Genomic DNA, 24,892 nt, shown 5'->3' on the forward strand with positions numbered 1-24,892 from the left:
TAAAAATTTTTTTGCTTAGGTGTCACACTTCATATCCCCTCCCCGTCATACAGATAAAAATGGCGAAGGGATGATGTGCGATGCAAAAGGTTGACGTTGTTGTGGTTGGTGGAGGAATTGCGGGGTTAACCGCTGCTATTTACGCAGCCAAAGCCGGGAAACAAACGGTGGTCATTGAAAAACAGAACCGCTTGGGCGGCCGAGCCGTTTCCAACAAGAAAAAAGGTGCTTACTTTAATCTGGGCGCGCATGCCTTGTATCAGGGGGACGCGTATGCGACTTTCAGGGAACTGGGATTGGCCTTACAAGGAAAGCGGCCTTCATCGTTCGCTTATGGCGTTTGGAAAGGGAAATTAAGCCCCTTGCCTTCGGATATGAAATCCTTGTTTACAACCCCGCTATTGTCCTGGCAAGGAAAGATGGAGTTTGCTTCCTGCCTTATGAAAGTTAAAAAAGCGGATACTCGTCAATTTGACGGAATCAGTATCCGCGAATGGGTAGAAGGGAATATGCGAGATCCGATGGTACGCAATATCTTTTATTCGCTCTTGCGTGCCGCCAGTTATGTGGTTGGGCCTGATTTGCCAGCCGCTGGTCCCGTGTTGAAGCAGCTGCAGAATGCCCTTAAAGGCGCATTGTACCTGGATCGCGGCTGGGGCGAAATGGTTGAAGAATTGCATCAAAAGGCATCCGATCTGGGCGTAACGTTTTTAACCAATAGCAAAGTCTCGTCCATCGATACCCATGGAGGTATCGTACGGCAGGTGCTCTGCGCAGACGGAACGAAAATCGATACGAACCATGTTATCCTTGCCACAGCGCCTTCCATAGCCAATGAGTTGGTGCCCTTTGCGGAAAAAACCGCCCTTCATACTTGGAAAGAACAAGCGATTGAGGTCACCGCGGCTTGCCTCGATGTGGCCTTGAAGCGGCTTCCCGAGCCTAAACAACAATTTGCTTACGGGATTGATCAGACCGTGCTTTTCAGCAATTATTCTCGTGCTGCTTATCTAAGCGATGATGGAGCGCAGGTCATATCGCTTATTAAGTACCAAGGGAAAGAACCGGACCCGGATAAAGATTTGAAAGAACTGGAAGGCGTGCTGGATTTAATGCAGCCGGGATGGCGGGAAGAATTGATTGTCAAGCAATACCTTCCAAAAATGACGGTTTGTCACGACTTTATGCATATGAAACGTCTTGAGAATCCCGGACCCGCTGTCCCTGAAATACAAGGATTGTATGTAGCAGGAGAATGGGCGTCGCATGGTGAAGTATTGGCCGATGCGGCGACGGCAAGCGCCAAAAGAGCCGTACAACACATGCTCTCCCTTGAGGGTAAGGAGAGGAATGCCTTTTATGAGCATAGAGGAGTTATATAAACGTTATAAAACGGAGCTGTTTTCGTTAGCCTATCGGATGCTCGGCAGCGTCATGGATGCGGAAGATATCGTACAAGATGCTTTTTTGAGCTATAACGGGCTGTCTGATGCCGGGACCATTCGAAACGAAAGGGCATTTTTATACAAAATCGTCACGAATCGCTGTCTTGATCTTTTGCGCTCGTCGGCCAAAAAAAGGGAAATGTACGTTGGTCCTTGGCTTCCGGAGCCCCTCCTCGATAAAGGGACCCCGGACAACGACCCATCCAATAAGTATTTGCGGTCCGAGTCGATTTCCACGGCTTATCTTCTGCTTCTGCAGCAACTGAGCGCAACGGAAAGGGCGGTTTTTCTTCTTCGGGAGATTTTTCATTATTCGTTTGAAGAGATTGCCGATATGGTCGGGAAAAGCAGTACGAATTGCAGGCAAATTTTCCACCGCGCCAAAAAAAGCATCCATTTCGACCCGGATGAGCAACCGTCGGTTTCCGTTGCGGAGGAGAATATTAAAGAGTTTGTGAATTCACTCTTGCAAGGAAATACGGCAAAGCTTCTTGAATTGGTAAGCGAAAACGTGGTGTTCTACTCGGACGGCGGAGGCAAAGTAAGAGCGGCGCAAGTGCCTGTTGTCGGATTCGAGCAAGTGCTGAAGCTGCATCAATATTCGATCAACCTGCATGGGGGTAAGATTACGTATTCGTTCCTCATGGTGAATGGGCTCCCTGGAATCCTCCTTCATTCGGATGAAGGGATTCAATACGTTTATTCTTTTGCTTATCGGGATCATAAGATCGAAGAAATTTATGCTGTCGCCAATCCGGAAAAGTTACGCCATCTTTAGAAATATTGACCCTTATCTCCGTTTTTTTGGGGAGGGGGTCTTTTTTTCTTTCATTTTGACACCTATCGTAAGATCGTCTACCTCACCTACTTAGCAGACCTTATTTTTGTATCCCTAAATAGAGCGTTTTATCGGTTTGGCTGGGTAAGCAAACACGATAAAGTAAGGATTAAAGAAAGCACTTACATTTTGCATGAAGCGCTTTCTCCAATAAGAGAGGGGTAGTCGAAACATGAGAGCAAAGAAGAAAGCCGGAATGATGCTGACCGCCGGGATGGCGCTGGCATTAGCCGTAACGGGATGTTCCTCGTCCAACGGCGGCAATAACACGGATAACAAAACGAATAACGGGAACGCAGGCGGCAAGAGCGGTAGTCCGGTGGAAATTACGTTCTGGAATATGTTCGGCGGCGGCGAAGGGGATTTCGTCGATCAGATTATTAAAGGATTTAACGATTCGCAGCAAGAGGTGAGCGTGAAGCAGCTGCGTCTGGAATCGAACGAATATTACGCGAAGCTAGGCACGGCGCTTTCTTCTTCCAAGGGTCCGGATGTAGCCGTAGCCCACGTTGACCGGATTTCTCCTTTTGTGAAAGCGAAGCAAATTGTGCCCGTTGACGAGCTTGCAAGCAAGGTCGGGTTTGATCTCGGTCAGATCAGCGAATCGAATATGACAAGCGTCACTTATGAAGGCAAGCCTTACGCGGTACCGCTCGACACCCACTTCCACATGCTTTATTACAATAAGGACATTCTCAAAAAAGCGAATCTGTTAAAGGAGGATGAGACGCCGAAGCTTGATAATGTAAGTCCGGAAGGTTATTTGAATACGTTGGCACAAATTAAAACAGCCGTTCCGGATGTGCAGGCGATGGCCGTTAACACGCCGTATTTCCAAGAGCCTTTCCTGAATATGTACTATGAAGCCGGCGGCGATATCCTCTCATCGGATTTGAAGAAAGCCGCTATTAACAATGACAAAGCGCTGAGCGTACTGAAATTCTATGACGATATTTATACCCAGCAGTATGCGGACATTAACGATAAAAACCCGTGGGATACGTTTAGCAACGGCAAAGCCGCCTTCTGGTTTGGCGGGGTGTGGGAAGCTGGCGTGCTGCTTGGCGATGCTTCGAAACATATCGGCGCAATGCCGCTGCCGGCGATTTTCGGAAGCCAGACGCATTGGGGAAGCTCGCATACGCTTGTAATTCCGTCGTATGTCTCAGCGGAGAAACAAGAGGCCGCTGCCAAGTTTATGAAATACTTCTCCGAAGTGGGCGGACAGACTTGGGGCAATGCCGGTCATGTACCTGCGAACAGCAAGGTAACGGCAAGCGAAGAGTACAATAAGCTGCCATATCGCCAGTTCTTTATCGAAGCGCAGAAGACCGTCAAATTCGCGCCGCAAACCGATAATTATACGACGATCATTACGACGATTGCCGAATCGCTGCAAAACATCATTTTCCATAACGAATCGGCTGAGGACGGATTGAAGGATTTGGAGAAGCAGATTAACGAGATTTTGGCTAACTAATACAGCTCTTGATTGGATGGCTGGGCAGGTACGGCGTTACTGTCCGGCCGACTCTTGATACAAGAATGACGTAGAGAAGCAGGGAGAAACACATATGGATACCAAACCGATTGAACTGCGCAAGAAGAGAGTGTCGGGCAACCGGGCAAAAGCCGAGCTAAAAGCGATCCTGTATATTGTTCCTTTTTTGATCCCGTTCGCCCTATTTTATTTGTGGCCCGTCCTGCGCGGCACCTGGATTAGCCTGCATGTCTGGAATATTCAAGGGATACAGCGGTACGTGGCGTTAGACAATTACAAGCGGATTTTCGAAAATAGCGATTTCTACAACTATTTATGGAACTCGTTTTATTTTGTGCTCATCTGCGCTCCGACGGTTCTCGTATTGGGGCTAGTTCTGGCGCTCATTATTAATCAACGGATCTGGCTGAGAACTTTGATTCGTTCCGTCTATTTCCTTCCTTATGTTTTGTCGGTTTCGGTCATCAGCTTTATTTGGCTGAAGCTGTTTGATCCGAAGAACGGTCCGGTCAACGGCTTGCTGGGGCTACTTGGCTTTCCTCAGGACATCAATTGGCTGACGGACCACCGGTTTGTATGGTGGGCGATTACGATTGCGACCGACTGGTGGACGGTTGGATTCGTTATGGTGCTGTTTCTGGCGGGTCTTCAGGAAATTCCCCAGGATCATTATGAAGCGGCTACGATCGACGGGGCTGGGGCATGGGGCAAATTCTGGCATATTACGATACCGGGCTTGTCGAGAGTCATGAAAATTCAAATCTTCTATCAGGTGATCAGCTGCTTGAAATTATTCGGTCAAGTTCAGATTATGACGGGCGGCGGTCCGGGTGACTCGACGAATACGATGATCCGTTATATTTACGTGACGGGCTTCAAGAAGGACATGTTTGGCCTGGCTTCCGCGCAGTCCATCGTATTTTGCGTCATCATGCTGCTCATTGCGGTCATTCAATTTAAACTTACGGATCGAAAGGATTGAGGGGATTAACATGAACAAGTGGGCTCTTAACATCATTGCAACGGTACTGGCGTTTCTTTTCGTGTTCCCGCTCATCTGGATGCTGCTTGTCTCCTTGAAGCCGGACGGAACGAACGTTTATGCCATGTCCGACTGGGTTCATTTCGCTGATTTGACGTTTAGCAATTACAAGAAGGTGATAACCGGCTCCGAGATTCTCAGATGGACCTGGAACAGCACGGTGATCGGCGTCATGACAACGCTGCTATCCATACTGCTCAGCTCTCTGGCAGCTTACTCTTTCTCCAAAATGCCGTTTAAGAGCAAAGGCTTTTTATTTGTTCTAATAACCTCGGGACTTCTTATTCCGACAGAAGCGATACTGATTCCATTATACGAAACGACGCTGCATCTGAATCTGATTGACAATAAGTGGGCTATTATTCTTCCCGGCCTTACGAATCCGATTGGCATTCTTCTTCTGAAGCAATTTATGGACGGCGTTCCGAAGGATTATATTGAAGCTGCTCAAATTGACGGGAGCGGAACCTTCCGGATTTGGTGGAACATCTGCCTGCCGCTGACGAAATCGGCGATGGTTTCCGTTGGCATATTCTTTCTGATTTTATCCTGGAACAATTTCCTCTGGCCTTATCTAACGATTACCTCGGAGGAAAATATGATATTGTCGGCAGGACTGCCTACGTTTTTATCGAATAATAATATGTCTTTGAATATGATTATGACGGCAAGCGGCATTGCGGCTATTCCAACGATCTTGGTCTTTGCGATTCTACAGCGCCATATTGTGCAAGGTGTGGCAATGTCGGGTGTGAAGGGCTAATGATCGGGTAGACGCTTGCCAATAAAAACGGCATGTCCGGCAGGAGCAGCGAGGTACAATGAGAAAACAATCCGGCTGGGCAAGGTTTTTGCCCTCAATGAATATATGGAAGAGCAGCATACGCTATAGATGGATGCTGCTCTTATTTCTATTTTCCCTGACGCCGTTAATGGTGATGGGCACGATCTCGTATTCGCTCTCCAAATCGACCATCAACGAGAAGGTAACGGAGTATTCGGAGCAGCTGCTCAAGCAGACGGCGGATAACATCGATACCCGTCTTGGTATTTATAAAGACCTGATGATGCAGGTCGTGAATAACGGTGAAATTATCCGGATGCTGCGGGATCTGGATAAGACAAGCGTGGCTAAGCCTTACGATATCGACAGCTTGTCGCTGACGACAAAGCTGTCCACGATTATAGCGATTAATCAGGATATTCAATCCATATCGTTTATTTCCAAGGATCATTATATAAAAGGGATATACCGATGGAAGAACCGCACGCCGGAAGAGGTAAGCGGTTTCCTGGCAACGCTTGAGGACGGAAGCAACTTCAGATGGTTTCCGACCCGGCTTAACACGTACGTAGACAGCTTGAACACGCAAAACGTCCATGTTTTTTCGCTCTCCAAGCAGATTTACAAGACTTCGGACGACAGCCCGGTAGGGATTATAGCCGTATTGGATATTCGCGGCGAAGTACTGAAGGAGCTTGGTTTAAGCTCAACCAACAACAACCGGGATATTCAAAGCTTCGTTATTGACGGTCAAGGCCAGATCGTTTCTTATGGCGATAATGACATGATCGGGAAAAATGTTAAAGAGGTGCTCGGGGAAAAAGGCTACAATCAAATTGTCCACTCCGGCCTGGAGGAGTTCCGCTTCCCCATTAAGGAACAAGGAAAGAAGCTGATTGTTAATTACAAGAAGCTTCATACCAATGACTGGATAGTCGTAAACGTCATCTCCGAATCGATTCTGTATCAGGATTCCGACCGCCTGCTGCGGACGATTTGGATCATAGCGCTGCTCTGCATCGTTTTTTCTATTATTACGGCCATCTTTCTTGCCAACTCGATCAGCAATCCGATTCTGAAGATGATCCGGCTGATGAGACAGGTCATGTCCGGAGATCTGACGGTCCGGTTCCGGGTCAAGAAGCATAGCGACGAGTTTGATATATTGGGCAATAATTTCAATTACATGGTTGCCCGGATTGATGAGCTGCTGAAGACGGTGTATGAGGAGCAAAATCAGAAAAGAACGGCGGAACTGAAAGCCTTGCAAGCGCAGATCAATCCTCATTTCCTGTATAATACTCTCGATATTATCAAATGGACGGCCTTGATCCAGAAGGCGAATAACGCCGCGGAGATGGTCAGCCTGCTATCCCGTCTGCTGCGGATTAGCCTCGGCAAAGGGAAAGAGACGGTCAGCGTGGAAGAGGAGATCGAGCATGTGCAGTGTTATCTGGGGATCCAGAAGTTCCGGTTTAATTATAAAATCAAAACGGAGGTCCATGTAGAAGACGATGTCCGTCATCTGCAGACCCCTAAGCTGATTCTTCAGCCGATTGTCGAAAATGCGATCCTGCATGCTTTTTCCGATTCGGAACAGGAGGGCCACATTCATATTTCTTGCACCAGAAGCCCCGACGGCGGGATACGCTTTCAGATTGCCGACAACGGAAGAGGAATGGATCCCGCTTATGCGAGGAGCCTTCTTCGCGATCATGGGGAGGAAGGCAAGACGGGCGGAATCGGGCTCGCGAATGTGGATGAGCGAATTAAGCTCATAAGCGGGAAAGCGTATGGCATTGATATTGCAAGCGAGCCGGAAGCGGGAACGACGATTACGATCAAGCTTCCGTATTTGGAATAGGAGAGGTTATAGCTGATGTACCGGGTGATGATTGTCGAGGATGAGTTTATCGTACGCTACGGTATCCGCTCTATGATCGATTGGGAGAAGATAGGATTGGAAGTTACGGGCGAAGCCGCCAACGGAAAAGAGGCACTGGAGCTGATTCGCCGGGATCCTCCCGACATTTTGATTACGGATATCAAGATGCCGGTTATGGACGGGATACAGCTCATTGAGGAAGTCCGAAACAGCGGATTTATGATGAAGGTGATTATTTTAAGCAATCTGGAAGAGTTCCAATATGCCCAAAAAGCCATTCGATACGGGGTTTCGGAGTATATGATCAAGTCGGACATGATGCCAAGGGACTTTGAAAAAGCATTAACGAACGTCAAAGCTTCATTGGATTCAGCCGAGCCGGATCCCGAAATGAATACAAAAGCGTCTATTGCGGAACCGGCACGCAAGGAAAAGCTGCTGCTGGGGCTGATTGAAGGAAGCCGGCCGGGAGACGGAGAATCCGGGTCTATCCCGGAAGAAGCGGTGCTTAAAGGTATGCAGCTGCCCGCCTACCTTTTGTACACTCTTATTCACACGGGAGACTGCGGGTTGTTGGAGAAGCAGCAGGTTATTCATGAAACGTTTGAGCATATCGGAAGCGATCGAAGCTTCGTTGTGTTTGCGGATAAGCAAGGGGAAATTAACGTCCTGCTTCCGGTTGCGTATCATGAGGCTGCCGAATCGGACGGGATAAAGCAGCTGGCAGAACGGATCATCTTCCATCTGTCGCAGGCTTACGGTCTTGTATGCACGATCGGGTTAAGCGGAAGAGTAAGCGATTGGACCGGGCTAAGCAAGGCATACGGCGAGGCTTTGGCGGCGGCCAAGCAAAGCATGTTCGCCGGGATTGGGAAAGCGATCTCGCATTCGGAGCTTGCCGGAGCCAAGGAAGCGGACGCCGCGCCAATCAAGGTAAGCCAGTCCCATATTCATACTTTGCTGTATGGACTGCAGTCCAAGGAGCTTCACGATTATGTAAGCAGCTTGTTTGATCAGCTGAACAGACGGCAGGATCCGGATCTGGTGCAGCTTATCTCTCTTGAATTGATTATGATTCTAACGGCGGTATGGCCGGATGTATCGAGCGATCAGCACCATGTGGTCCATCTGAAAAAGCAGTATTTCGACCAGCTATCGAAGCTGGAGACCATTGAGCAAAGCCGTGAATGGTTCCTCCAAGCCTTCGCCGAGCTTCTGGAACATATGATTCGTATTTATAACAGCGATCGGAACAGTATAATAAAGGCTACGCAATATATCCAGCAGCATTACCAGCAGGAAATCTCCCTGCAGTCCATCAGTCATTTCGTTCATCTGAGCAAAAATTATTTCGCGAATCTGTTCAAGAAGGAAGTCGGGGAGAGCTTTCTGGAATACGTAACGAGGGTACGGATAGAGAAAGCAAAGGTATTGCTGGCCGGCGAAATGAAAGCAGCCGACGTGGGACAGATGGTTGGTATTCAGGACCCGAAATATTTCTCGAAGGTATTCAAGAAGATTACGGGAGCAACTCCGTCGGAATATAGAAGTTTGGTTAAAGAGAATAAAGAGAGTAAAGAGAATAAAGATACGCTCTGAAACAGGGCGATAATTATGACTGCGGAAGGTGAAAGCGTGGGGAAAAGGCTTTCTGCATGGTTGTTCGTTATGGTGGCATGCATGGGATTGCTATTAGGATGCGACGGCTCGGATAAAGCTGAAGCTCCGGTCCGCAAAACGGTTAAAGCTCCGGTCGAAATCTTGTTCTGGAATCCGTTCGGCGGCGGGGAAGGGGACTACGTTGGTCAAATCATCAAGGATTTCAACGAGTCCCAGCAGGGAGTCGTCGTCAGACAGCTTCGACTTGAGTCCAACGAATATTACGTCCGGCTAAGCACGGCTTTGTCTTTCGGGAAAGGCCCTGATGTGGCCGTTGCCCATGCGGACCGGGTATCGCCGTTTGTGAAGGCGAAGCAGATTATTCCGCTCGACGGGCTGGCGCAGCTTGCCGGATTGGATTTCGGTCATATCGAAGCGGCAAACCGAAATAGCGTCGTGTATTACGGTCAGACATATGCGGTTCCGATTGATACGCATTTTCACATGCTGTATTACAACAAGGATTTGCTGGAAAAAGCCGGAATGAACGAAGATGAGGTTGTCTCCAAGCTCCGCCGCCTATCGCCGCAGGAGTTTATGGATTTCCTTGCTATGTTTCAGAACCGTCTGCCCGGCGTACAGCCGCTTGCGGTGAATACGCCTTTTTTCCAGGAGCCGTTTCTTGATATGTATTACGAAGCCGGGGGCGAGCTGCTCACTCCCGATTCGAAGCATGCGGCGATTAATAACGACAAGGCGCTTGAGGTGCTCCGGTTCTACCAACAGCTCTTCGCCAGCGGCCTGAGCGATCTTAACGATAAAACCCCGTGGGATACCTTCCATAACGGCCGGGCCGTATTCTGGATGGGAGGAATATGGGAAGCCGGGCATCATCTCAAGGATTCGTCGTTTCGGAGCGGCATTATGGAGCTGCCGTCCTTGTTCGGCGGGAATCAGCAATGGGGCAGTTCGCATACCTTGATTATTCCAAACTATGCCACAAAGGAGAAGCAGCTTGCCGCGATGGCATTCATCCGCTACTTCTCGGAGGTGGGCAGCTTGACTTGGGGGGAAGCGGGGCATGTGCCTGCAAACAGTACGGTCCAAAACGACTCCCGCTATCAGAATCTTCCGTACCGCAAGCTGTTCCTGGAAGCGGCGCAGCATGTGAAGCTGGCGCCAAACACGGACAAATATTCTGCCCTCTACACTGTTCTGTCGGAGGAGCTTCAGAATATCATTGCCAATCGTCAGGATCCCGCGAAAGGCCTTGTTGAGCTGGAGCAAAAGTTAAACGAACTGTTGGCCAGTTGAAGGGATTCGTTAATCGGGAACACGATAGGCTCGTTTTATGTAGCTCTCGCGTCAGCCATTATGGTTGATGCGAGGCTTTTTTCATTCCTTTCGGACTTTGCTGTTATAAACGGATTCTAACTAAGTCATTATTTAATACCGTACTGCCCTCTTGCGGTACAAAAGCGGCGTTCGTGCCGAAGTTGTTGATAATGACATTTGTAGTTCTTGAGGTTACAACGACAACCTCGTAATGAAATTGGATACCGCCGACATTGGTCGAAAAGCTGCTAAACCTGTTGGCCGGAATTGTACGGTTCGTAGTACTCAGTACGACAGGTGAGCCGGAATCCCAGTTAATGACGATGACCCTTACCGTAATGGCTGAATTTCGGCGATTCAATATTTCGGTATGGGCAATAGTGACGGCTGTGCTTTTGTTAATGACGCCCGTGCTCAATGCGGTGGAGCTGCTTTTAATATTCGCCTCTTTCTGCAGCAACGCAACTAATTGCGAATTCATTTTGCTGCTTTTGGTCACTCTCTTTGCCGTTGTTTTTTTAAATCTTTTCATTTTCAAACTAACCACTCCTTCAAACTGTAATTCATATATTGTATTTGCGTTTTCATAGATTCACCTGTGCGAATGAAGGAGTGAAATCACCTATTTAATAGATTCATAGAATCCATGCCCTAAGGAAGTAAAGTCTCTACCGCCTGTTCCACCAAATTCTCGATTTTCCCCATTGCATTGTTCAAATCATCACTCCCTCTGCGTGCAGCCCATCAATCCCATTTCCCGTTTCGTCAATTCCCCCTTCTCAAATCACTATTCCATTGCGCGTTTTGCCCATATCGACTCGAACCTCTCTCCTTTACTCTGTGAATGTAGCCATTTTCACTACACAATTAAACGGAGGTAGGGTCATGAAAAAATGGGTAGCAGGTTCGCTCAGCATCGCATTGCTGGGAACAATGCTCGCCGCATGTTCTTCCAATAATGATAAGAACAGCGAGAGCAACGCAAACGCAGGCAACGGCGGCGGCAGTTCTTCGGAACAGCCGGCAGAAGCAACAACGTATCCGATCAAGACGGATAAGACGCTCTCGTATTGGGGCGAAATTAACGGTCAGCTGATCGGCGTGAAGGAATCGCACAAGGATATTCCGTTCTTCCAGGAATGGCAGAAGAAAACCGGCGTACCGCTGGAGTTTACGGAGCCGCCAACCGGGCAGGTAAAGGAAGCGTTTAACGTCATGCTCGCATCCGGCAAGCTGCCGGATATGGTCGAGTACAACTTCATCGGAGACTTCCCGGGCGGCCCCGAGAAAGCGATCCAGGACGGCTATATCGTGAAGCTGAACGATCTGATCGATAAATACGCGCCTAACCTGAAGAAGTATCTGCAGGAAAATCCGGATGTCGACAAAATGGTGAAGACCGACAGCGGCAGCTACTACGCGTTCCCGTTCATCCGCGGCGACGAATACCTGCGCGTCTTCCAGGGTCCGATTATCCGCAAGGACTGGCTGGACGAGCTTGGCTTGCCGGTACCGGAAACGATCGACGATTGGACCGCGGCGCTTACCGCATTTAAAGAAAAGAAAGGCGCGGCGGCACCGCTTACGTTCAACAGCAAGCCACGCTTCTTTAACGACGGCGGCAACGGTGCCTTTATGGGCGCGTTTGGCGTAACCCGCGGCTTCTACCAGGAAGACGGCAAGGTCGTGTTCGGTCCGGAGCAAGAGGGCTATAAGCAATACCTGGAGCTGTTCCGCGACTGGTATTCGAAAGGCCTGATCGACAAGAACGTCGCAACGGCTGACACCAAGTCGGTTGACGGCAATATTGCATCCGGCGCTACGGGCGCATCGATCGGCAATGCCGGCGGCGGTATCGGCAAATGGCAGCCGCTTGTTGAAGCAAAGGATCCGAAAGCCGTTCTGGTCGGCGCTCCTTATCCGGTCCTGAAGAAAGGCGACACGCCGAAATTCGGCCAGCATAACACCGCTTACGCATCCGAAGGAACGGTAGCGATTACGACGCAAGCGAAGGACCCCGAGCTGGCGGTCAAAATGCTCGACTACGGCTACAGCGAGGAAGGCGGCTTGTTCTTCAACTTCGGCACGGAAGGCGTCAGCTACAACATGAAGGACGGCTATCCGACTTACACCGATCTTCTGATGAAGAATCCGGACAAGCTGGCTCCCGCGCAAGCGATCTCGCTGTATGCGCGGGGCAGCTACAACGGTCCGTTTGTTCAGGACAAACGTTATGCCGAGCAGTTCTTTGCTCTACAGTCGCAGCGCGATGCGGTAACCACATGGCAAAAAACGGACGCGGCGAAATACCAGCTGCCGCCGATCACGCCGTCGCCGGAAGAAGCTTCCGAGTATGCGGCAATCATGAACGACATTAACACGCTGATCGACGAAATGTCTCTGAAGATCATTCTGGGCACAGAGCCGGTTGATGCGTTCGGCAAGTACGTGGATAAAATGAAATCGCTCAATCTGGACCGCGCGATCGAAATTCAGCAAGCGGCGCTTGACCGTTACAACAGCCGTTAATAGACAGCAAGAGAGGAGAGGGCCAAGGTCTTCTCCTTCTCCCTCAATAAGGAGTGAGGCATGTGGGGAAAAACCGCTTTATACGCGATTTTAAGCTAAATAAACTGCTCTATCTGATGATGCTTCCCGTCATCGCGTATTACCTTATTTTTCACTATATTCCCATGTACGGGGCGTTAATCGCCTTCAAGGAATACTCTCCGATGAAGGGCGTCCTGCACAGCGACTGGGTTGGCCTCAAGCATTTCCATGATTTCTTCGGCAGCTATTACTTTACACGGATCCTTAAGAATACGCTTGTCATCAGCTTGTATTCGTTAATCTTCGAGTTCCCCGCACCTATTATATTAGCGCTGCTCATTAACGAGGTTCAGAGCAGGACATTCAAACGGGTAGCCCAAACGATTACGTATATGCCTTACTTCATCTCCCTCGTAGTCATTTGCGGGATCATTACGGACTTTACGAACGCTGACGGCATTATCAATAGATTGTTTATGCTGTTTGGCTATGACGGCCAAGCGATGCTGCAGAAGCCGGAGCTGTTCCGTCCGATTTACATTTTGTCGGAGATCTGGCAGCGGATCGGCTGGGAATCGATTATTTATATCGCGGCGCTGATGAGTATCGACCAGGAGCAGTATGAAGCGGCAAGAATAGACGGCGCAAGCCGGATAAAGCAGATTTTCTTCATTACGCTTCCGGGCATCCTGCCGACGATTACGATCATGTTCATCCTGCGGATGGGCAATATGCTGAACGTTGGCTTCGAGAAAATCATTCTGTTGTACAACCCGGTTACCTACAATACGGCGGATGTCATCTCGTCCTTCGTCTACCGGAAAGGTTTATTGGAATTTGGATGGAGCTACAGCTCGGCAGTCGGATTGTTCAACTCCGTCGTTAACCTTGCCTTGCTCGTGACCGCCAATTATATCAGCCGCAAGATGAATAAAAGCAGTTTATGGTGAGGTGAGAATCCATGCAAATGAAGGCGACTTTATCCGAGAGAGTGTTCGATGTCGTTGTATACGCCGTCTTGATCCTCCTCATCGTGTCCACGTTATACCCGCTGCTGTACGTATTGTTCGCTTCCTTCAGCGACGCGGGGCAGCTTGTAGCCAATAAAGGCATCTTATGGCATCCGCTCGGATTAAGCCTGGATGCGTATACGAGCGTGTTCAAAAATCCGGGCATTACGACCGGTTACAAAAATACGCTGTTTATTCTGGTATGCGGTACGGTTCTCAATCTGATTATGACCGCGCTGGGGGCGTATGTCTTATCCCGCCGGGAAGTCATGTGGAACAATTTGTTCATGGGCATGATTCTGTTAACGATGTTTTTCAGCGGCGGTCTGATTCCGCTTTACCTCGTTGTTAAAGGCGTAGGCCTCTTGAACACGTTGTGGGCAACGATTATTCCGTTTGCGATCAGCACGTTTAACCTGATCATTATGCGCACCGCGTTCAAAGGCATTCCGGAGGCGCTGGAGGAATCGGCCAAAATCGACGGAGCCAACCACTTTACGATTTTGTTCCGGATTATCATTCCGCTCTCGATGCCGGTTATCGCGGTTATGATTCTGTACTACGCCGTAGACAAATGGAACGGCTGGTTCTACGCATCGATTTTTATCCGCAGCCGCGAGCTGTTCCCGCTGCAGCTGGTGCTGCGCGAGATTCTGATTGCGAATTCGACGGACAGCATGGCGTCCGGCGCTTCGGCAGGAGACCGGTTCCAGATCGGCGAAACGATTAAATACGCGACCATTATGGTCGCTACGGTTCCGATACTATGCGTGTATCCGTTTGTGCAGCGCTTTTTCGTCAAAGGCGTTATGGTAGGCTCGGTTAAAGGCTGATTTATTCCATAGTTATAGAGAATAATCCGGGAGGCAGGGAATATGCAAGCAAGCTCGATACAAAGCAAATTGGATGTTACGCGCATTTGGAAGCAGCTTGAAGATAAGGTTGAACGCATGATCGTTCAAATCGGGGATAAATCCCCTCATGTGGCCAAGGCGGACGGCATTTACGATGATCAAAGAATCGATTGGTGGACCTCGGGCTTCTGGCCGGGTATTCTGTGGCTGATGAACGAAGTGACCGGCAATGAAACTTATAAGACAGCGGCATGGTCATGGGATGAGCGTTTGGCGGAGCACATGCTCCGGCCGAACTCGTTCGACCATGACGTAGGCTTCCACTTCCTGCCGACAGCGGTTGCCAAATACCGGATTACCGGAGATAAAGACGCGCAGCGCCGCGGCTTGTTCGCCGCGAACTTCATGGCGGGCCGCTTTAATCTGAACGGCCGGTTCATCCGCGCCTGGAACGGCGACATGCATGGCTGGTCGATTATCGATACTTGCATGAATCTGTCGCTCCTGTACTGGGCATCGGCCGAGAGCGATGATCCGCGGTTTGCCCATATCGCAAGCGCGCATGCGGATACGGTATTGAAATACTTCATCCGGGAGGACGGCTCGGTGAACCATATCGTCTGCTTCGATCCGGAGACGGGCGAATTCGACCAGGTGCGCGGCGGGCAGGGAGCAGCGCCGAATTCCGGCTGGAGCCGCGGCGCTTCCTGGGCCTTGTACGGAATGGCGAATACGTACCGTTATACCGGAAATATCGAATATTTGCGCGCGGCTCAGCGCGTTGCGCATTATTTTATCGCGAATTTGCCGGAGGATCATGTTCCGCATTGGGATTTCCGCGCGTCGGAGCAGATGGAGGAGGAGCCGCGCGATACGTCGGCGGGAGCGATTGCGGCTTCCGGCCTGATCGAGCTGGCGGCTCTGCTGACCGAGAAAGAAGGCCGCGTGTACCGCGAAGCGGCGGAGCGGATTCTGGGATCGCTCTATTCCGATTACGGGACCTGGGATGAGCCTTCGCATGAAGCCATCTTGAAGCATGGCACGGGTCACAAACCAGCCGGTCAAAATGTCGACGTGTCTCTCATTTACGGAGATTATTTCTTCGTTGAGGCGATCGCGAAGCTGAACGGCTGGAAGCAGCGCATGTTCTAATACCGATTACGCTTAACAGCACAAATAGCCCGATTGGATCATTCCGACGGGCTATTTGTGCTGTTTTCGAGCTTCAGTAGAGCTATCGTCAATCGTTTTGCACATATTGCAACTTCCTCTGCCGCCGCTTGTATGCGTATAATAGGGTTCTAAAGCTGGCAAACAACATGAGCTATCCTAACATTCATATACAGGCGAGGAGATCTTGGTTTGAATATTCGGTCCATATGGCAGAAACGGAAGAGCATCATCGTAACCTGGCTGATTTCCTATTGCGCGGTATTATTCGTGCCGATTCTAATTAGCTTAATTGTATATTCGCAGTCGAGCGCGGCGCTCCGAAGCGAGATTCACCGTGCCAACGATTCGCTGCTCAAGCAGGTTGGCTATACCATCGATAATCAGGTGGATCAGATGAAGCGTCTCACCATGGAGCTGACCTGGAATGCGAGGCTTCAGACCTTGATGTATTCGAGCAGGACGGAAGCCGATGCGCAGTTCGACGCTTATCAGCTCGTGAAGGAATTTCAGACCTATCAGACCTCTTACGCTTCGATCGACGAATTTTACGTCACCTGGGAGCGGGAGCATGCGGTATTGCGCTCCGGCAATGTCCGCGATATGAAGACGGCGTTTGCTACTCTGCACGACACCGGCCACATGAGCTACGAGGATTGGCTCTCGGCTGTCGAGGCCTCGGAGCATAATCAGTTTACGCTGCTGCCGCTTATGGATGCGGGAGCCACGCAGTCATCCATTGCTTATATTACTCATCTGCCAAAAGATTTGAACGGCAGGCAAGCCGGCACGGTAGTGGTCATGTCGGATTTGGCCAGATTCCAGAATGCCATAAAAAGCATCTCCGGCTTCAGCGGGGGCTATGTTCTAATTCTGAACCGGAATAATGAGGTGCTGCTGTCCAATCTGCCGAAGAAGCAGGGCGAAGAGGTCATTCTGCAGAAGGTGCGGAGCGGCGGGAAAGAGATGCCGACTTCGATGAAATCGCGTGAATCGGAAATCTTTTACCTGCAGTCGTCCGTATCGGATCTGAAATATGCGCTGGTGATCCCGAGCAGCATCTATTGGCAGAAGGCCGAATATGTCCGGAAGCTGACGCTGGTGAGCGTACTGATAAGCGTAATGGGAGCGGGCGTGTTGACCTGGTTCTTCATGCGCCGCAACTATTCGCCGATTCAGAAGCTTGTAGAGTCGTTAACGGACAAGAATACCGACGAAGAGCACACGGAATGGAACGAGCTGAATTTCATTCAGCGGGCGGTCAGCCGGACGCGAAGCGAGAAGGATAAAATCGTCATGCAGCTCCAGATGCACCACAACGTGCTGCGGTCGAATATGCTGAGCAGGCTGCTGAAAGGAAGGCTGGATTCGCCGATACCTTACGAGGAAGCCTTCAGAACGTACCGGATGGAGCAAATCTCCGATGATTACGCCGTTATTTTATTTGTCGTCGAGAATGATGAAAGCCTTTACGAGAAGCTGCCGGGCATTGACGACAATGAACGGAGAAGATTTCTCCAATTCATTATCAGCAATGTCGTGGAGGAGCTTGCCGGACGTTACCATCATGCGGGCTACGTGGCGGAAATGGACGACATGATGGTCTGCCTCGTGAATTTGTCCTGCGGAAGCGGGGAGGAAGAGAGCTATAAGCAGGATTTGCACGAGATCGCGACGGAGGCGCAGCGCTTCCTGAAGCGTTACGATATGGATCTTACGGTGGCGATCAGCGGCAAGCACGGCACTTTACCGGGCATTGCAGCCGCTTATAGCGAAGCGGTGGATGCGATGGAATACAAAATGGTGCTCGGCAAAAAAGGCATTATCGCCTATGACGATATCCGGACTAAGCCGTCCGATGCCGTGCAGTTCGGATATTATTACCCGCTTCAGGCCGAGCAGCAATTGATTAATCTGATCAAGATTGGCGATTTCGAACAGGCTTCCGCTTTTATGAACGAGATCACGGACCGCAACTTCCAGCAGCCGATGATGAATTTGACGCTCGCCAAATGCTTTATGTTTAACCTGGTTGGCACGATGGTAAAGGCCATTAACGAGCTTGGCGACGGCAAGGGCAGCGTCTTGAACGATAATCCGAATTGGATGAACAGCATTATGGCTTGCGACACGGTTCAGGAGATGCGGCAGGAGCTTCATGCTTTGTTAAGGGATGTATGCGCTTTCGCCTCGGCAAGGCTAGAATCCAACATGACGCATGAGCGTGCCGAATCCATCCGCGATTTGTCGGCCCGCGTGGCCGGTTACATTGAAGAGAATTACGGCGATACCAATATGAACGTAAATACGATAGGCGAGCATTTCGATTTGAAGGGCAGCTATTTGTCCAAGCTGTTCAAGACGCAGACGGGCGAAGGGCTGCTGGACTATCTGCACAAATACCGGATTGTACAAGCCAAGCGGCGGATGACGGAGCTTCAGGAATCCGTCAATGAAGTATCGCGCGCGGTTGGTTATAACGATGCCGCAACGTTTATCCGGGTATTCAAGAAGTACGAAGGCATAACACCAGGCAAATACAAGGAAATGAATTAGGGGGCTCATAATGAAGAACTATCGCATCATTCCCATCCTCCTGATCACCGCCATATCGCTTAGCTGTCTGGCCGGCTGCAAGCAGACGGGCAATAACGGACAACATGCCGCCGCCCGCGAGATGGAGGAAAAGCAATCTACGGCCGTAGGCGATACCTTGACGTATTGGGCGGAATTAAACGGCAACGCGGCCAGCGTAAAGCCGCGGTTTCAGGACATTCCTTTTTTCCAGGAATGGCAGAAGCGTACGGGAGTGAAATTGAAATTTATTCAGCCCCCCGCCAATCAGGCGAAGCAGGCTTTGAATGTCATGCTGGCATCGGGAGAGCTTCCGGACATGATCGAATACGAATGGGCAACCTTTCCGGGCGGGCCGGAAAAAGCCATTAAAGATGGTTATATCCTGAGGCTGAACGATCTGATCGATCAATACGCTCCGAATCTGAAGCGGTATTTAAGCGAGCATCCGGACATTGACAAGCAGATCAAGACGGCCGACGGCAGCTATTACGTGTTCCCGTTTATTCAGGGAGATGCCCGCCTGCAGACTTACCAAGGCCCCATTATCCGCAAGGATTGGCTGGACGAGCTGGGCTTGTCCGTTCCGGTGACGATTGACGACTGGCATACGGTGCTGAAGGCATTCAAGGAAAAGAAAGGCGTGCAGGCGCCGCTCACGTTTCTCAGCACGCCTAGTCCGCTCTTTGGCGTGGAGAACGGCGCCTTTGTCGGGGCGTTTGGCGTGAAGAAAGGGTTCTATCTGAAGGATGGGCAGGTCAAATTCGGCCCAATCGAGCCGGGATACAAGCAGTTCCTTGCTTTGTTCCGCGACTGGTACGCCGAAGGGCTTATAGACCGCAACATTGCCACGGTTGACACAAGGACGATCGATTCCAGCATGCTGAACGGCAGAAGCGGCGCGAGCATCTGGAATGCCGGGTCCGGCATCGGGACGTGGCTGCCGCTGCTTAAGGAGAAGGACCCGAAGGCCGAATTTGTGGCTGCGCCTTATCCGGTCCTTCATCAAGGGGATCGGCCGATGTTCGGCCAAAGGGTGAATCCTTACATGAGCAGCGGCGGAGTGGCGATCTCGACGAAAAGCAGCCATGCGGAAGAGGCGGTCAGGATGCTGGATTACGGCTATGGAGAAGAAGGGCATCTGCTCTTTAACTTCGGGATTGAAGGCATCAGTTATACGATGCGGAACGGTAAGCCGATCTACACGGATCTGATTCTTCATAATCCGGATAAGCTTGCTCCCTCACAGGCGATCGCGATGTACAGCAGGGCGAGTTATTTTGGCCCGTTTGTCCAGGACGTGGAGTACATGGAGCAGTATTACATGCTGCCCGAGCAGAAGGAAGCCGTGAATATATGGTCGGATACCGATGCCGGGAAATACATGCTGCCGCCGATACAGAAGACCGAGAGGGAAAGCGCTGAATTCTCGGCTATTATGCAGGATGCGACGACGCTCGTGGACGAAATGTCCCTGCGCATTATTCTGGGAATTGATCCTCTCGATTCGTTCGAGGATGATGTTGCCCAGTTAAAAGCGCTGAATATCGACCGGGCGATTGCCATCCAGAAGGCGGCGCTTGACCGCTACAACGCCAATTAGCCCATTTGATAGAATGTATAACATTTGAACAGTCACCCCCTATTATTGCTGCATAAGATAGATAGATTACTTGCAGAAAGGGGTGGCGAGTGTTGCAGTTAGTCATGGTTTGCTCGGTTAGCGGGATTATCGGCTCTGTGATTACGTTTGCATTCGGCGGATGGATGGAATCATTAACTCTATTGGTAGTGGCGATGGGCATTGATTACGTATCAGGCATAACCGCATCAATTAAAGAAGGGAGAGGGTTGAACAGCTTCTTCGGAGCCTGGGGGCTGGCGCGCAAAGGCATGATGCTCCTCGTCATTCTTCTTGCGCATCGCATCGATATTTTGCTTGAGCTGGATAATGTCACCATGGGGGCAGCCATCTATTTCTATATAGCAAATGAAATCATTTCAATTATAGAGAACTATGGCCGGATTGGTCTTCCTCTTCCCGACCGAATCCGCAAAATCATTGAAGTGCTGAAGGATAAAGGCAAGTAACATTAGGGTTGCGTTGTACAAGCGGTTTTCGCTATAATGGGAACAAATGTTCGATTTATAGGGGGCGATAGCAAATGGCTATCCGGTATGCTGATGAGCAGGTGCGCGAGCGCGAAGCTCCGGGCTATTCGGCAGAGGACGAAACAACGCTTGTGCAGCGCTATATCCTGCTTGGAATCGTGATGCTCGTATTGGATCATGATATAAGGGTAATGGGTACGGGGGCTATAAAGCTTCCGAGGCTGTATGAATCGCTGCTCCGCGGCATACAGGATCGGGTATTGCTGGAGCAGGCCGCGCTGCGCCTGCGGTTCAGGAAGGCGGGCATCAAGCTGATGGAGGAACGCAGGCTGAAGGATGGCATGGAGACGGTCTACATATGCCAAGGCAGCACAAAGCGCTGCTATCTGCCATGGAGCTATTTGAAGGCGGAATCGGAGCAGGCGATCAAGCAATACTTTAAAAGTTAAAGTCACAAAAAGTTCATTGTTTTGTCATATTCGGGAAAAAACTTTTCCTGAATCTGCAGTTTAATGTTGAGAACTTCGGACGATCTTATGTAATATAAGAATTAAACACTAAGACAATAAGATCGCAAAGGGGAGCACGTAGCAATGCACAAATGGATCATGTTCGTACTATTATCAGCGGCATCTCTTCTCGGGGTATACTTGCTGACATTCGGCCTCCCAGCCAAACCGGTAGACGAATCTGCTTCACTTCCTGAAGGTACGGTACTCGTTAAAGTTGAAGCGAACAGCGACTTTACTTACGGTCAAGAGGAATACCATGTGAAGGTTGGCGACAAAGTTATCCTGAAGCTGCAGAATAAAAGCGGTATCCATGGTTTGAAGATCGAAGATCTGAACGTAGATCTCGAAGGCGACAATCTCGAGACCAACCTGGAGTTCGACAAGCCAGGCGAATACGTGATGCATTGCTCCGTCCCATGCGGCGCAGGTCATGCGGATATGAAAGCGAAGCTTATTGTAGACGCGGCATAATGATCATAAGGAAGAGGAGCCCGAGGGCTCCTCTTTCGATTTGTATTCACGCTGTATCGCGGTCGCGGCTTCTGCCGCGTTCAATCAGTCTGTCGGCAATATACCCGAGAAGGGCCCATGTCGCGACGGTGAGTACGTACATAAGAAGAACGTTTACCTTATGGATGTCAACGAACATGTCCGCGATCCATGCCGGAGGGCTAAACATAAAAAACACGAAATTATGCGGGTCGTAGCCGGTTGAATTATAAACGCATAGGGCAAGACCTATGAAGGTAGCCACAAACATAACGGGATAGCGCATAACGTACCGATCCTTTCTCAGGCTAATGTTGCCGTGATGCGACTGCTTGGGTTATTATGTGACAAAAGGATATTTGTCATTCGACAAGTTGAAGGGAGCATGACCATTTATGATTACGCATATCGTATTGTTCAAGCTGAAGGACGGAAGCAGCGAAAACGTGGAACGCACGGCTCAGGTATTGCGGGATATGGAAGGCAAAATAGACGAGCTGAAATCGATCGAGGTTGGGCTTGACGTTATTCATTCGGCACGCTCGTACGACATCGCTCTTATCACGAGATTCGAATCGATGGAGGCTCTTGAAGCGTACCAGGTTCATCCCGTACATAAAAAGGTTATCGAGCATATTAACGAAGTTCGCGAAGCTGTTGTCGCCGTTGACTTCGTAAGCTAACGGGACAGGGGAGCGCGAACCGTTCATGGGAGACGTCTTTGAGATTATGACTTATTTGATCGTGATCCTCATCAGCAGCGTTGTGATGGTGGCATGGTTGAAGAAAAAAGGGAAAAAGAAGAAAGCAAGGCTGAAAGCGGGCGAATAAAAGCATGTATTATGTGAATCAAGAACAAATTGCAGTCAGATTAAAGGCTATTCCGGATATCGCATCGGCTCTAGAAGCATTGGCATCAAGCTGGCAAGGAACGCTGCTCGAAGGCTTGGCCCAGGAGCGTGCTTTGCACCTTGCGATTGAGACCGTCACCGATGTAGGCAGTTACCTGATTGACGGATTTATTTTAAGGGACGCAAGCAGCTACGAGGATATTGTAGAGATTTCCGGGGAAGCGGGTGCTTTCCCGGAGGCGATGCAGCCGCTGCTGATCGAGCTGGTCAAGCTTCGCAAGCCGCTTGTCCAGGATTATTACAGCTGGCCAAGAGCCGAGCTGCATCCCCTGACGAGAGAGATTCCGGAGCAGCTTCGTTTGTTCGGTCGGTCTGTTCAGCAGTATTTGGAACGCGAGCTGCCAGGCGAATCCGATTTACGAAAAGATTGAAATACGTTACAATGACCCTAACAATGCCTGCAAAGGTGGTGATGGGTTGATGCTGGAGAAGCAGCGCGCGATGGAAGCGGAATCCCGCAGCGTGGAAGGAACAACGCGGGGCCGGATCTTGTTCTTGCTGAAGACAAACGGTCGTTTGAGTGCGGGACAGCTATCCGGAGAGCTTGGAATAACCGAAATGGCAGTAAGGCGGCATATGTACGCGCTTGAGCGTGAAGGCAGCATCAGCATCGTCTCCGTCAAGCAGGGGATGGGGCGGCCGGTTCACGCTTACGAGCTGACGCGGCTTTCCGATGACCGGTTTCCGAAAAATTATAATGTCCTTGCGCTTGATCTGCTTGAGGAGCTGGCGGAGAACCCCGAGACAGCAGGGCTTATTACCCGGATGTTCGAGGGACGCCAGCAGAAGCTGCTTGACCGGTATGAGCCAAGGATGACCGGCAAAAACCTTGCGCAGAAAGTAACGGAGCTGGAAGCAATTCAAAATGCCGGCGGCTACATGGCTAAGGTAGAAGACAAGGATAACGGTCAATTCGTTCTCCATGAATATAACTGTCCGATTGCGCAAGTTGCGGGCAAATACGAGCAGGCTTGCAGCTGCGAGCTTTCCTTGTTCGAGTCCTTGCTCCAGACGAAGGTGGAGCGGACGGAATGCCTTGCCAAAGGCGGGGGAAGATGCAGCTATACCATTGGAGTTGAACATCAGGCTAACGGTTCTTAACGGACCGTTAGCCTTTTTTATTTGCTTTTCTTGTGTCAGGTCAAGCCCATGCTGCTTATAATGGCAATACGAAATGGGCATTCGCCCGCTTAAGCAAAAGGAGGGAATGGTCATGACGGTTATGGAATGGAGTGCGCTGATTGCTGCCATCACGTTTGTAATTCTTGCTGCGGGCCTCTTGATCGGCGTCCGTACTGCGTTAGTGAGACTGTCGCAGCTGCAGCTTCAGGCGGAAGCGATGCAGGCGGATATCCGGCAGACTTCCGCCAAAGTGGGAGTATTTGCCGATACGGCCCAGCAAACGCTGAGCACCGCGCATCTTCAACTGCAGCAGGCGAACCGGCTTTTTGAAGCGGCGGGACAGATCGGGGATACGATCGGGCATACGACAACGGCGATTCATCGCGTGTCCAGCGTGATTTCGCAATCCGCAGTCAAGCATGCGGAAAGTGCGGCGGCAGAGCGGCAGGCGAGCTCCGTGCTGGAATGGATGGAGCTTGGTATGGCTTTCTGGCAGCAATGGCAGACTAACCGTAAACGTTATGAACCCTCCAACAACGGGCAGGGTGAATAGTTCTAATTTGAAGGGAGCGATTTTTTTATGGCATCAAGTAAACAAACAAAAGGGTTTCTGCTGGGCGCAATCGCGGGAGGCATCATTGGTTCGGTGACGGCATTATTGTTCGCGCCCAAAGCGGGCAAGGAGCTGCGTCATGACATTTCGGAAGGCGCAAGAAGAGTACAGGAGCAGACGGTTAGAGCGGCTGGTCAAGTATCCGATACAACGGTTAGAATCGCGAAGCAAATCGGCAATCAGGCGACTGAGCTGGCGGATACGGCAAAAGCAGCAGCCGGAGCGGCCGTATCGAGCGTGAGAGAACGCCGGGCCGAGCTGGCGGGAGCTGCACATGAAGTTGCCGATGAAGCTGCCGATGAAGTAACGGATTCTTTTGAAGAAGCGGCGGAAGAGGTTTTCGAAGACGCAAAAGAGCTTCAAACCATCAACTAATTAAACCTTAAGACGTACCGGAATCGGTTGCTGCAATCACCTCTGGCATCCCTGTGATTTCCTTGAACCTTATATGGAATTGAGATAAGATGATGGAGGTACATTTTCGTGCCTCGTTTCATATAGTATTGAAGCTTTAAGGTCTCATTTACATCTTAAGTTCAAGAAAGC

The 24,892-nt window shown here is 50.3% G+C and carries 25 protein-coding genes; 23 read left to right on the top strand and 2 right to left on the bottom strand.

Annotated features, from left to right (window positions below; translation table 11 throughout):
* The first annotated feature begins 80 nt into the window (after positions 1-80).
* The 8 genes from EV294_RS04115 (at position 81) to EV294_RS04150 (ending at position 10,408) form a co-directional block, all read left to right on the top strand.
* Positions 81-1,382 (top strand): NAD(P)/FAD-dependent oxidoreductase, encoded by a 1,302-nt coding sequence (locus tag EV294_RS04115; RefSeq protein WP_132304064.1) that lies wholly within the window; start codon positions 81-83, stop codon positions 1,380-1,382.
* A complete protein-coding gene (locus EV294_RS04120) occupies positions 1,360-2,223 on the top strand; it encodes an RNA polymerase sigma-70 factor (RefSeq protein ID WP_132304066.1) in 864 nt (287 codons plus the stop codon). Before EV294_RS04115 ends, EV294_RS04120 begins: the two co-directional genes overlap by 23 nt.
* Positions 2,224-2,455: 232 nt before the next feature.
* Positions 2,456-3,763: an ABC transporter substrate-binding protein gene (locus tag EV294_RS04125; RefSeq protein WP_132304068.1), complete on the top strand. Its 1,308-nt coding sequence runs from the start codon at positions 2,456-2,458 to the stop codon at positions 3,761-3,763.
* A gap of 94 nt (positions 3,764-3,857) precedes the next feature.
* On the top strand, positions 3,858-4,766 hold the full coding sequence (locus EV294_RS04130) for a carbohydrate ABC transporter permease (protein ID WP_132304070.1): 909 nt from the start codon (positions 3,858-3,860) through the stop codon (positions 4,764-4,766).
* 10 nt (positions 4,767-4,776) lie between these two features.
* A complete protein-coding gene (locus tag EV294_RS04135; protein WP_132304072.1) occupies positions 4,777-5,589 on the top strand; it encodes a carbohydrate ABC transporter permease in 813 nt (270 codons plus the stop codon).
* Positions 5,590-5,647: 58 nt separating this feature from the next.
* The gene (locus EV294_RS04140; RefSeq protein ID WP_132304074.1) at positions 5,648-7,474 is read left to right on the top strand and encodes a sensor histidine kinase; all 1,827 of its coding nucleotides are present in this window, start codon (positions 5,648-5,650) and stop codon (positions 7,472-7,474) included.
* Between the two features lie 15 nt (positions 7,475-7,489).
* Positions 7,490-9,094 (top strand): response regulator, encoded by a 1,605-nt coding sequence (locus EV294_RS04145; protein WP_132304076.1) that lies wholly within the window; start codon positions 7,490-7,492, stop codon positions 9,092-9,094.
* A gap of 81 nt (positions 9,095-9,175) precedes the next feature.
* A complete protein-coding gene (locus EV294_RS04150; protein WP_132304078.1) occupies positions 9,176-10,408 on the top strand; it encodes an ABC transporter substrate-binding protein in 1,233 nt (410 codons plus the stop codon).
* A 103-nt stretch (positions 10,409-10,511) separates the two neighbouring features.
* On the opposite strand, the gene EV294_RS04155 is transcribed toward EV294_RS04150, so the two are convergent.
* Entirely contained in the window at positions 10,512-10,961 is a 450-nt protein-coding gene (locus tag EV294_RS04155) for a hypothetical protein (protein WP_132304080.1), read from the bottom strand.
* Positions 10,962-11,314: 353 nt separating this feature from the next.
* Between EV294_RS04155 and EV294_RS04160 the strand changes: the two genes are divergently transcribed.
* From EV294_RS04160 to EV294_RS04200, 9 genes are all read left to right on the top strand, one after another.
* A complete protein-coding gene (locus EV294_RS04160; protein WP_132304082.1) occupies positions 11,315-12,958 on the top strand; it encodes an extracellular solute-binding protein in 1,644 nt (547 codons plus the stop codon).
* Between the two features lie 116 nt (positions 12,959-13,074).
* Entirely contained in the window at positions 13,075-13,929 is an 855-nt protein-coding gene (locus tag EV294_RS04165) for an ABC transporter permease (protein WP_243711581.1), read from the top strand.
* A gap of 11 nt (positions 13,930-13,940) precedes the next feature.
* Positions 13,941-14,822, top strand: a complete 882-nt coding sequence (locus EV294_RS04170) for a carbohydrate ABC transporter permease (RefSeq protein ID WP_132304086.1) — start codon at positions 13,941-13,943, stop codon at positions 14,820-14,822.
* Positions 14,823-14,864: 42 nt separating this feature from the next.
* Positions 14,865-15,995 carry a glycoside hydrolase family 88 protein gene (locus EV294_RS04175; protein WP_132304088.1) on the top strand — a complete coding sequence of 377 codons (1,131 nt, stop codon included), beginning with the start codon at positions 14,865-14,867 and terminating at the stop codon, positions 15,993-15,995.
* A gap of 210 nt (positions 15,996-16,205) precedes the next feature.
* Positions 16,206-18,569, top strand: coding sequence for a helix-turn-helix domain-containing protein (locus EV294_RS04180; RefSeq protein ID WP_132304090.1), 2,364 nt, complete (start codon positions 16,206-16,208; stop codon positions 18,567-18,569).
* A 10-nt stretch (positions 18,570-18,579) separates the two neighbouring features.
* A complete protein-coding gene (locus EV294_RS04185) occupies positions 18,580-20,190 on the top strand; it encodes an extracellular solute-binding protein (protein WP_132304092.1) in 1,611 nt (536 codons plus the stop codon).
* A 92-nt stretch (positions 20,191-20,282) separates the two neighbouring features.
* Entirely contained in the window at positions 20,283-20,678 is a 396-nt protein-coding gene (locus EV294_RS04190; RefSeq protein ID WP_243711582.1) for a phage holin family protein, read from the top strand.
* 74 nt (positions 20,679-20,752) lie between these two features.
* Complete coding sequence (locus tag EV294_RS04195; protein ID WP_132304094.1) at positions 20,753-21,148, top strand: YhjD family protein; 396 nt, start codon at positions 20,753-20,755, stop codon at positions 21,146-21,148.
* A 144-nt stretch (positions 21,149-21,292) separates the two neighbouring features.
* The gene (locus tag EV294_RS04200; RefSeq protein WP_015843678.1) at positions 21,293-21,682 is read left to right on the top strand and encodes a cupredoxin domain-containing protein; all 390 of its coding nucleotides are present in this window, start codon (positions 21,293-21,295) and stop codon (positions 21,680-21,682) included.
* 46 nt (positions 21,683-21,728) lie between these two features.
* On the opposite strand, the gene EV294_RS04205 is transcribed toward EV294_RS04200, so the two are convergent.
* Entirely contained in the window at positions 21,729-21,986 is a 258-nt protein-coding gene (locus tag EV294_RS04205) for a hypothetical protein (protein ID WP_132304096.1), read from the bottom strand.
* Positions 21,987-22,095: 109 nt separating this feature from the next.
* Between EV294_RS04205 and EV294_RS04210 the strand changes: the two genes are divergently transcribed.
* From EV294_RS04210 to EV294_RS04230, 6 genes are all read left to right on the top strand, one after another.
* Complete coding sequence (locus EV294_RS04210) at positions 22,096-22,383, top strand: Dabb family protein (protein WP_127496932.1); 288 nt, start codon at positions 22,096-22,098, stop codon at positions 22,381-22,383.
* A gap of 25 nt (positions 22,384-22,408) precedes the next feature.
* Positions 22,409-22,531 (top strand): hypothetical protein, encoded by a 123-nt coding sequence (locus EV294_RS30880; protein WP_015843681.1) that lies wholly within the window; start codon positions 22,409-22,411, stop codon positions 22,529-22,531.
* Positions 22,532-22,535: 4 nt separating this feature from the next.
* Positions 22,536-22,982, top strand: a complete 447-nt coding sequence (locus EV294_RS04215) for a DUF86 domain-containing protein (protein WP_132304098.1) — start codon at positions 22,536-22,538, stop codon at positions 22,980-22,982.
* Between the two features lie 49 nt (positions 22,983-23,031).
* Entirely contained in the window at positions 23,032-23,712 is a 681-nt protein-coding gene (locus EV294_RS04220) for a helix-turn-helix transcriptional regulator (RefSeq protein ID WP_132304100.1), read from the top strand.
* A gap of 112 nt (positions 23,713-23,824) precedes the next feature.
* Positions 23,825-24,286, top strand: coding sequence for a DUF948 domain-containing protein (locus EV294_RS04225; protein WP_165930572.1), 462 nt, complete (start codon positions 23,825-23,827; stop codon positions 24,284-24,286).
* A gap of 27 nt (positions 24,287-24,313) precedes the next feature.
* Positions 24,314-24,721, top strand: coding sequence for a YtxH domain-containing protein (locus tag EV294_RS04230; protein WP_132304104.1), 408 nt, complete (start codon positions 24,314-24,316; stop codon positions 24,719-24,721).
* Positions 24,722-24,892 lie beyond the last annotated feature (171 nt).

The sequence above is a fragment of the Paenibacillus sp. BK033 genome (genome assembly GCF_004345425.1).
Lineage (GTDB): Bacteria > Bacillota > Bacilli > Paenibacillales > Paenibacillaceae > Pristimantibacillus.

What these genes read in the sequence shown, in the direction of transcription:
- EV294_RS04115 (WP_132304064.1), top strand. Translation starts at nt 81, where the DNA reads ATGCAAAAGGTTGACGTTGTTGTGGTTGGTGGAGGAATTGCGGGGTTA.
- EV294_RS04120 (WP_132304066.1), top strand. Translation starts at nt 1,360, where the DNA reads ATGAGCATAGAGGAGTTATATAAACGTTATAAAACGGAGCTGTTTTCG.
- EV294_RS04125 (WP_132304068.1), top strand. Translation starts at nt 2,456, where the DNA reads ATGAGAGCAAAGAAGAAAGCCGGAATGATGCTGACCGCCGGGATGGCG.
- EV294_RS04130 (WP_132304070.1), top strand. Translation starts at nt 3,858, where the DNA reads ATGGATACCAAACCGATTGAACTGCGCAAGAAGAGAGTGTCGGGCAAC.
- EV294_RS04135 (WP_132304072.1), top strand. Translation starts at nt 4,777, where the DNA reads ATGAACAAGTGGGCTCTTAACATCATTGCAACGGTACTGGCGTTTCTT.
- EV294_RS04140 (WP_132304074.1), top strand. Translation starts at nt 5,648, where the DNA reads ATGAGAAAACAATCCGGCTGGGCAAGGTTTTTGCCCTCAATGAATATA.
- EV294_RS04145 (WP_132304076.1), top strand. Translation starts at nt 7,490, where the DNA reads ATGTACCGGGTGATGATTGTCGAGGATGAGTTTATCGTACGCTACGGT.
- EV294_RS04150 (WP_132304078.1), top strand. Translation starts at nt 9,176, where the DNA reads ATGGGATTGCTATTAGGATGCGACGGCTCGGATAAAGCTGAAGCTCCG.
- EV294_RS04155 (WP_132304080.1), bottom strand. Translation starts at nt 10,961, where the DNA reads ATGAAAAGATTTAAAAAAACAACGGCAAAGAGAGTGACCAAAAGCAGC.
- EV294_RS04160 (WP_132304082.1), top strand. Translation starts at nt 11,315, where the DNA reads ATGAAAAAATGGGTAGCAGGTTCGCTCAGCATCGCATTGCTGGGAACA.
- EV294_RS04165 (WP_243711581.1), top strand. Translation starts at nt 13,075, where the DNA reads ATGATGCTTCCCGTCATCGCGTATTACCTTATTTTTCACTATATTCCC.
- EV294_RS04170 (WP_132304086.1), top strand. Translation starts at nt 13,941, where the DNA reads ATGCAAATGAAGGCGACTTTATCCGAGAGAGTGTTCGATGTCGTTGTA.
- EV294_RS04175 (WP_132304088.1), top strand. Translation starts at nt 14,865, where the DNA reads ATGCAAGCAAGCTCGATACAAAGCAAATTGGATGTTACGCGCATTTGG.
- EV294_RS04185 (WP_132304092.1), top strand. Translation starts at nt 18,580, where the DNA reads ATGAAGAACTATCGCATCATTCCCATCCTCCTGATCACCGCCATATCG.
- EV294_RS04195 (WP_132304094.1), top strand. Translation starts at nt 20,753, where the DNA reads ATGGCTATCCGGTATGCTGATGAGCAGGTGCGCGAGCGCGAAGCTCCG.
- EV294_RS04200 (WP_015843678.1), top strand. Translation starts at nt 21,293, where the DNA reads ATGCACAAATGGATCATGTTCGTACTATTATCAGCGGCATCTCTTCTC.
- EV294_RS04205 (WP_132304096.1), bottom strand. Translation starts at nt 21,986, where the DNA reads ATGCGCTATCCCGTTATGTTTGTGGCTACCTTCATAGGTCTTGCCCTA.
- EV294_RS04210 (WP_127496932.1), top strand. Translation starts at nt 22,096, where the DNA reads ATGATTACGCATATCGTATTGTTCAAGCTGAAGGACGGAAGCAGCGAA.
- EV294_RS30880 (WP_015843681.1), top strand. Translation starts at nt 22,409, where the DNA reads ATGGGAGACGTCTTTGAGATTATGACTTATTTGATCGTGATCCTCATC.
- EV294_RS04215 (WP_132304098.1), top strand. Translation starts at nt 22,536, where the DNA reads ATGTATTATGTGAATCAAGAACAAATTGCAGTCAGATTAAAGGCTATT.
- EV294_RS04220 (WP_132304100.1), top strand. Translation starts at nt 23,032, where the DNA reads ATGCTGGAGAAGCAGCGCGCGATGGAAGCGGAATCCCGCAGCGTGGAA.
- EV294_RS04225 (WP_165930572.1), top strand. Translation starts at nt 23,825, where the DNA reads ATGACGGTTATGGAATGGAGTGCGCTGATTGCTGCCATCACGTTTGTA.
- EV294_RS04230 (WP_132304104.1), top strand. Translation starts at nt 24,314, where the DNA reads ATGGCATCAAGTAAACAAACAAAAGGGTTTCTGCTGGGCGCAATCGCG.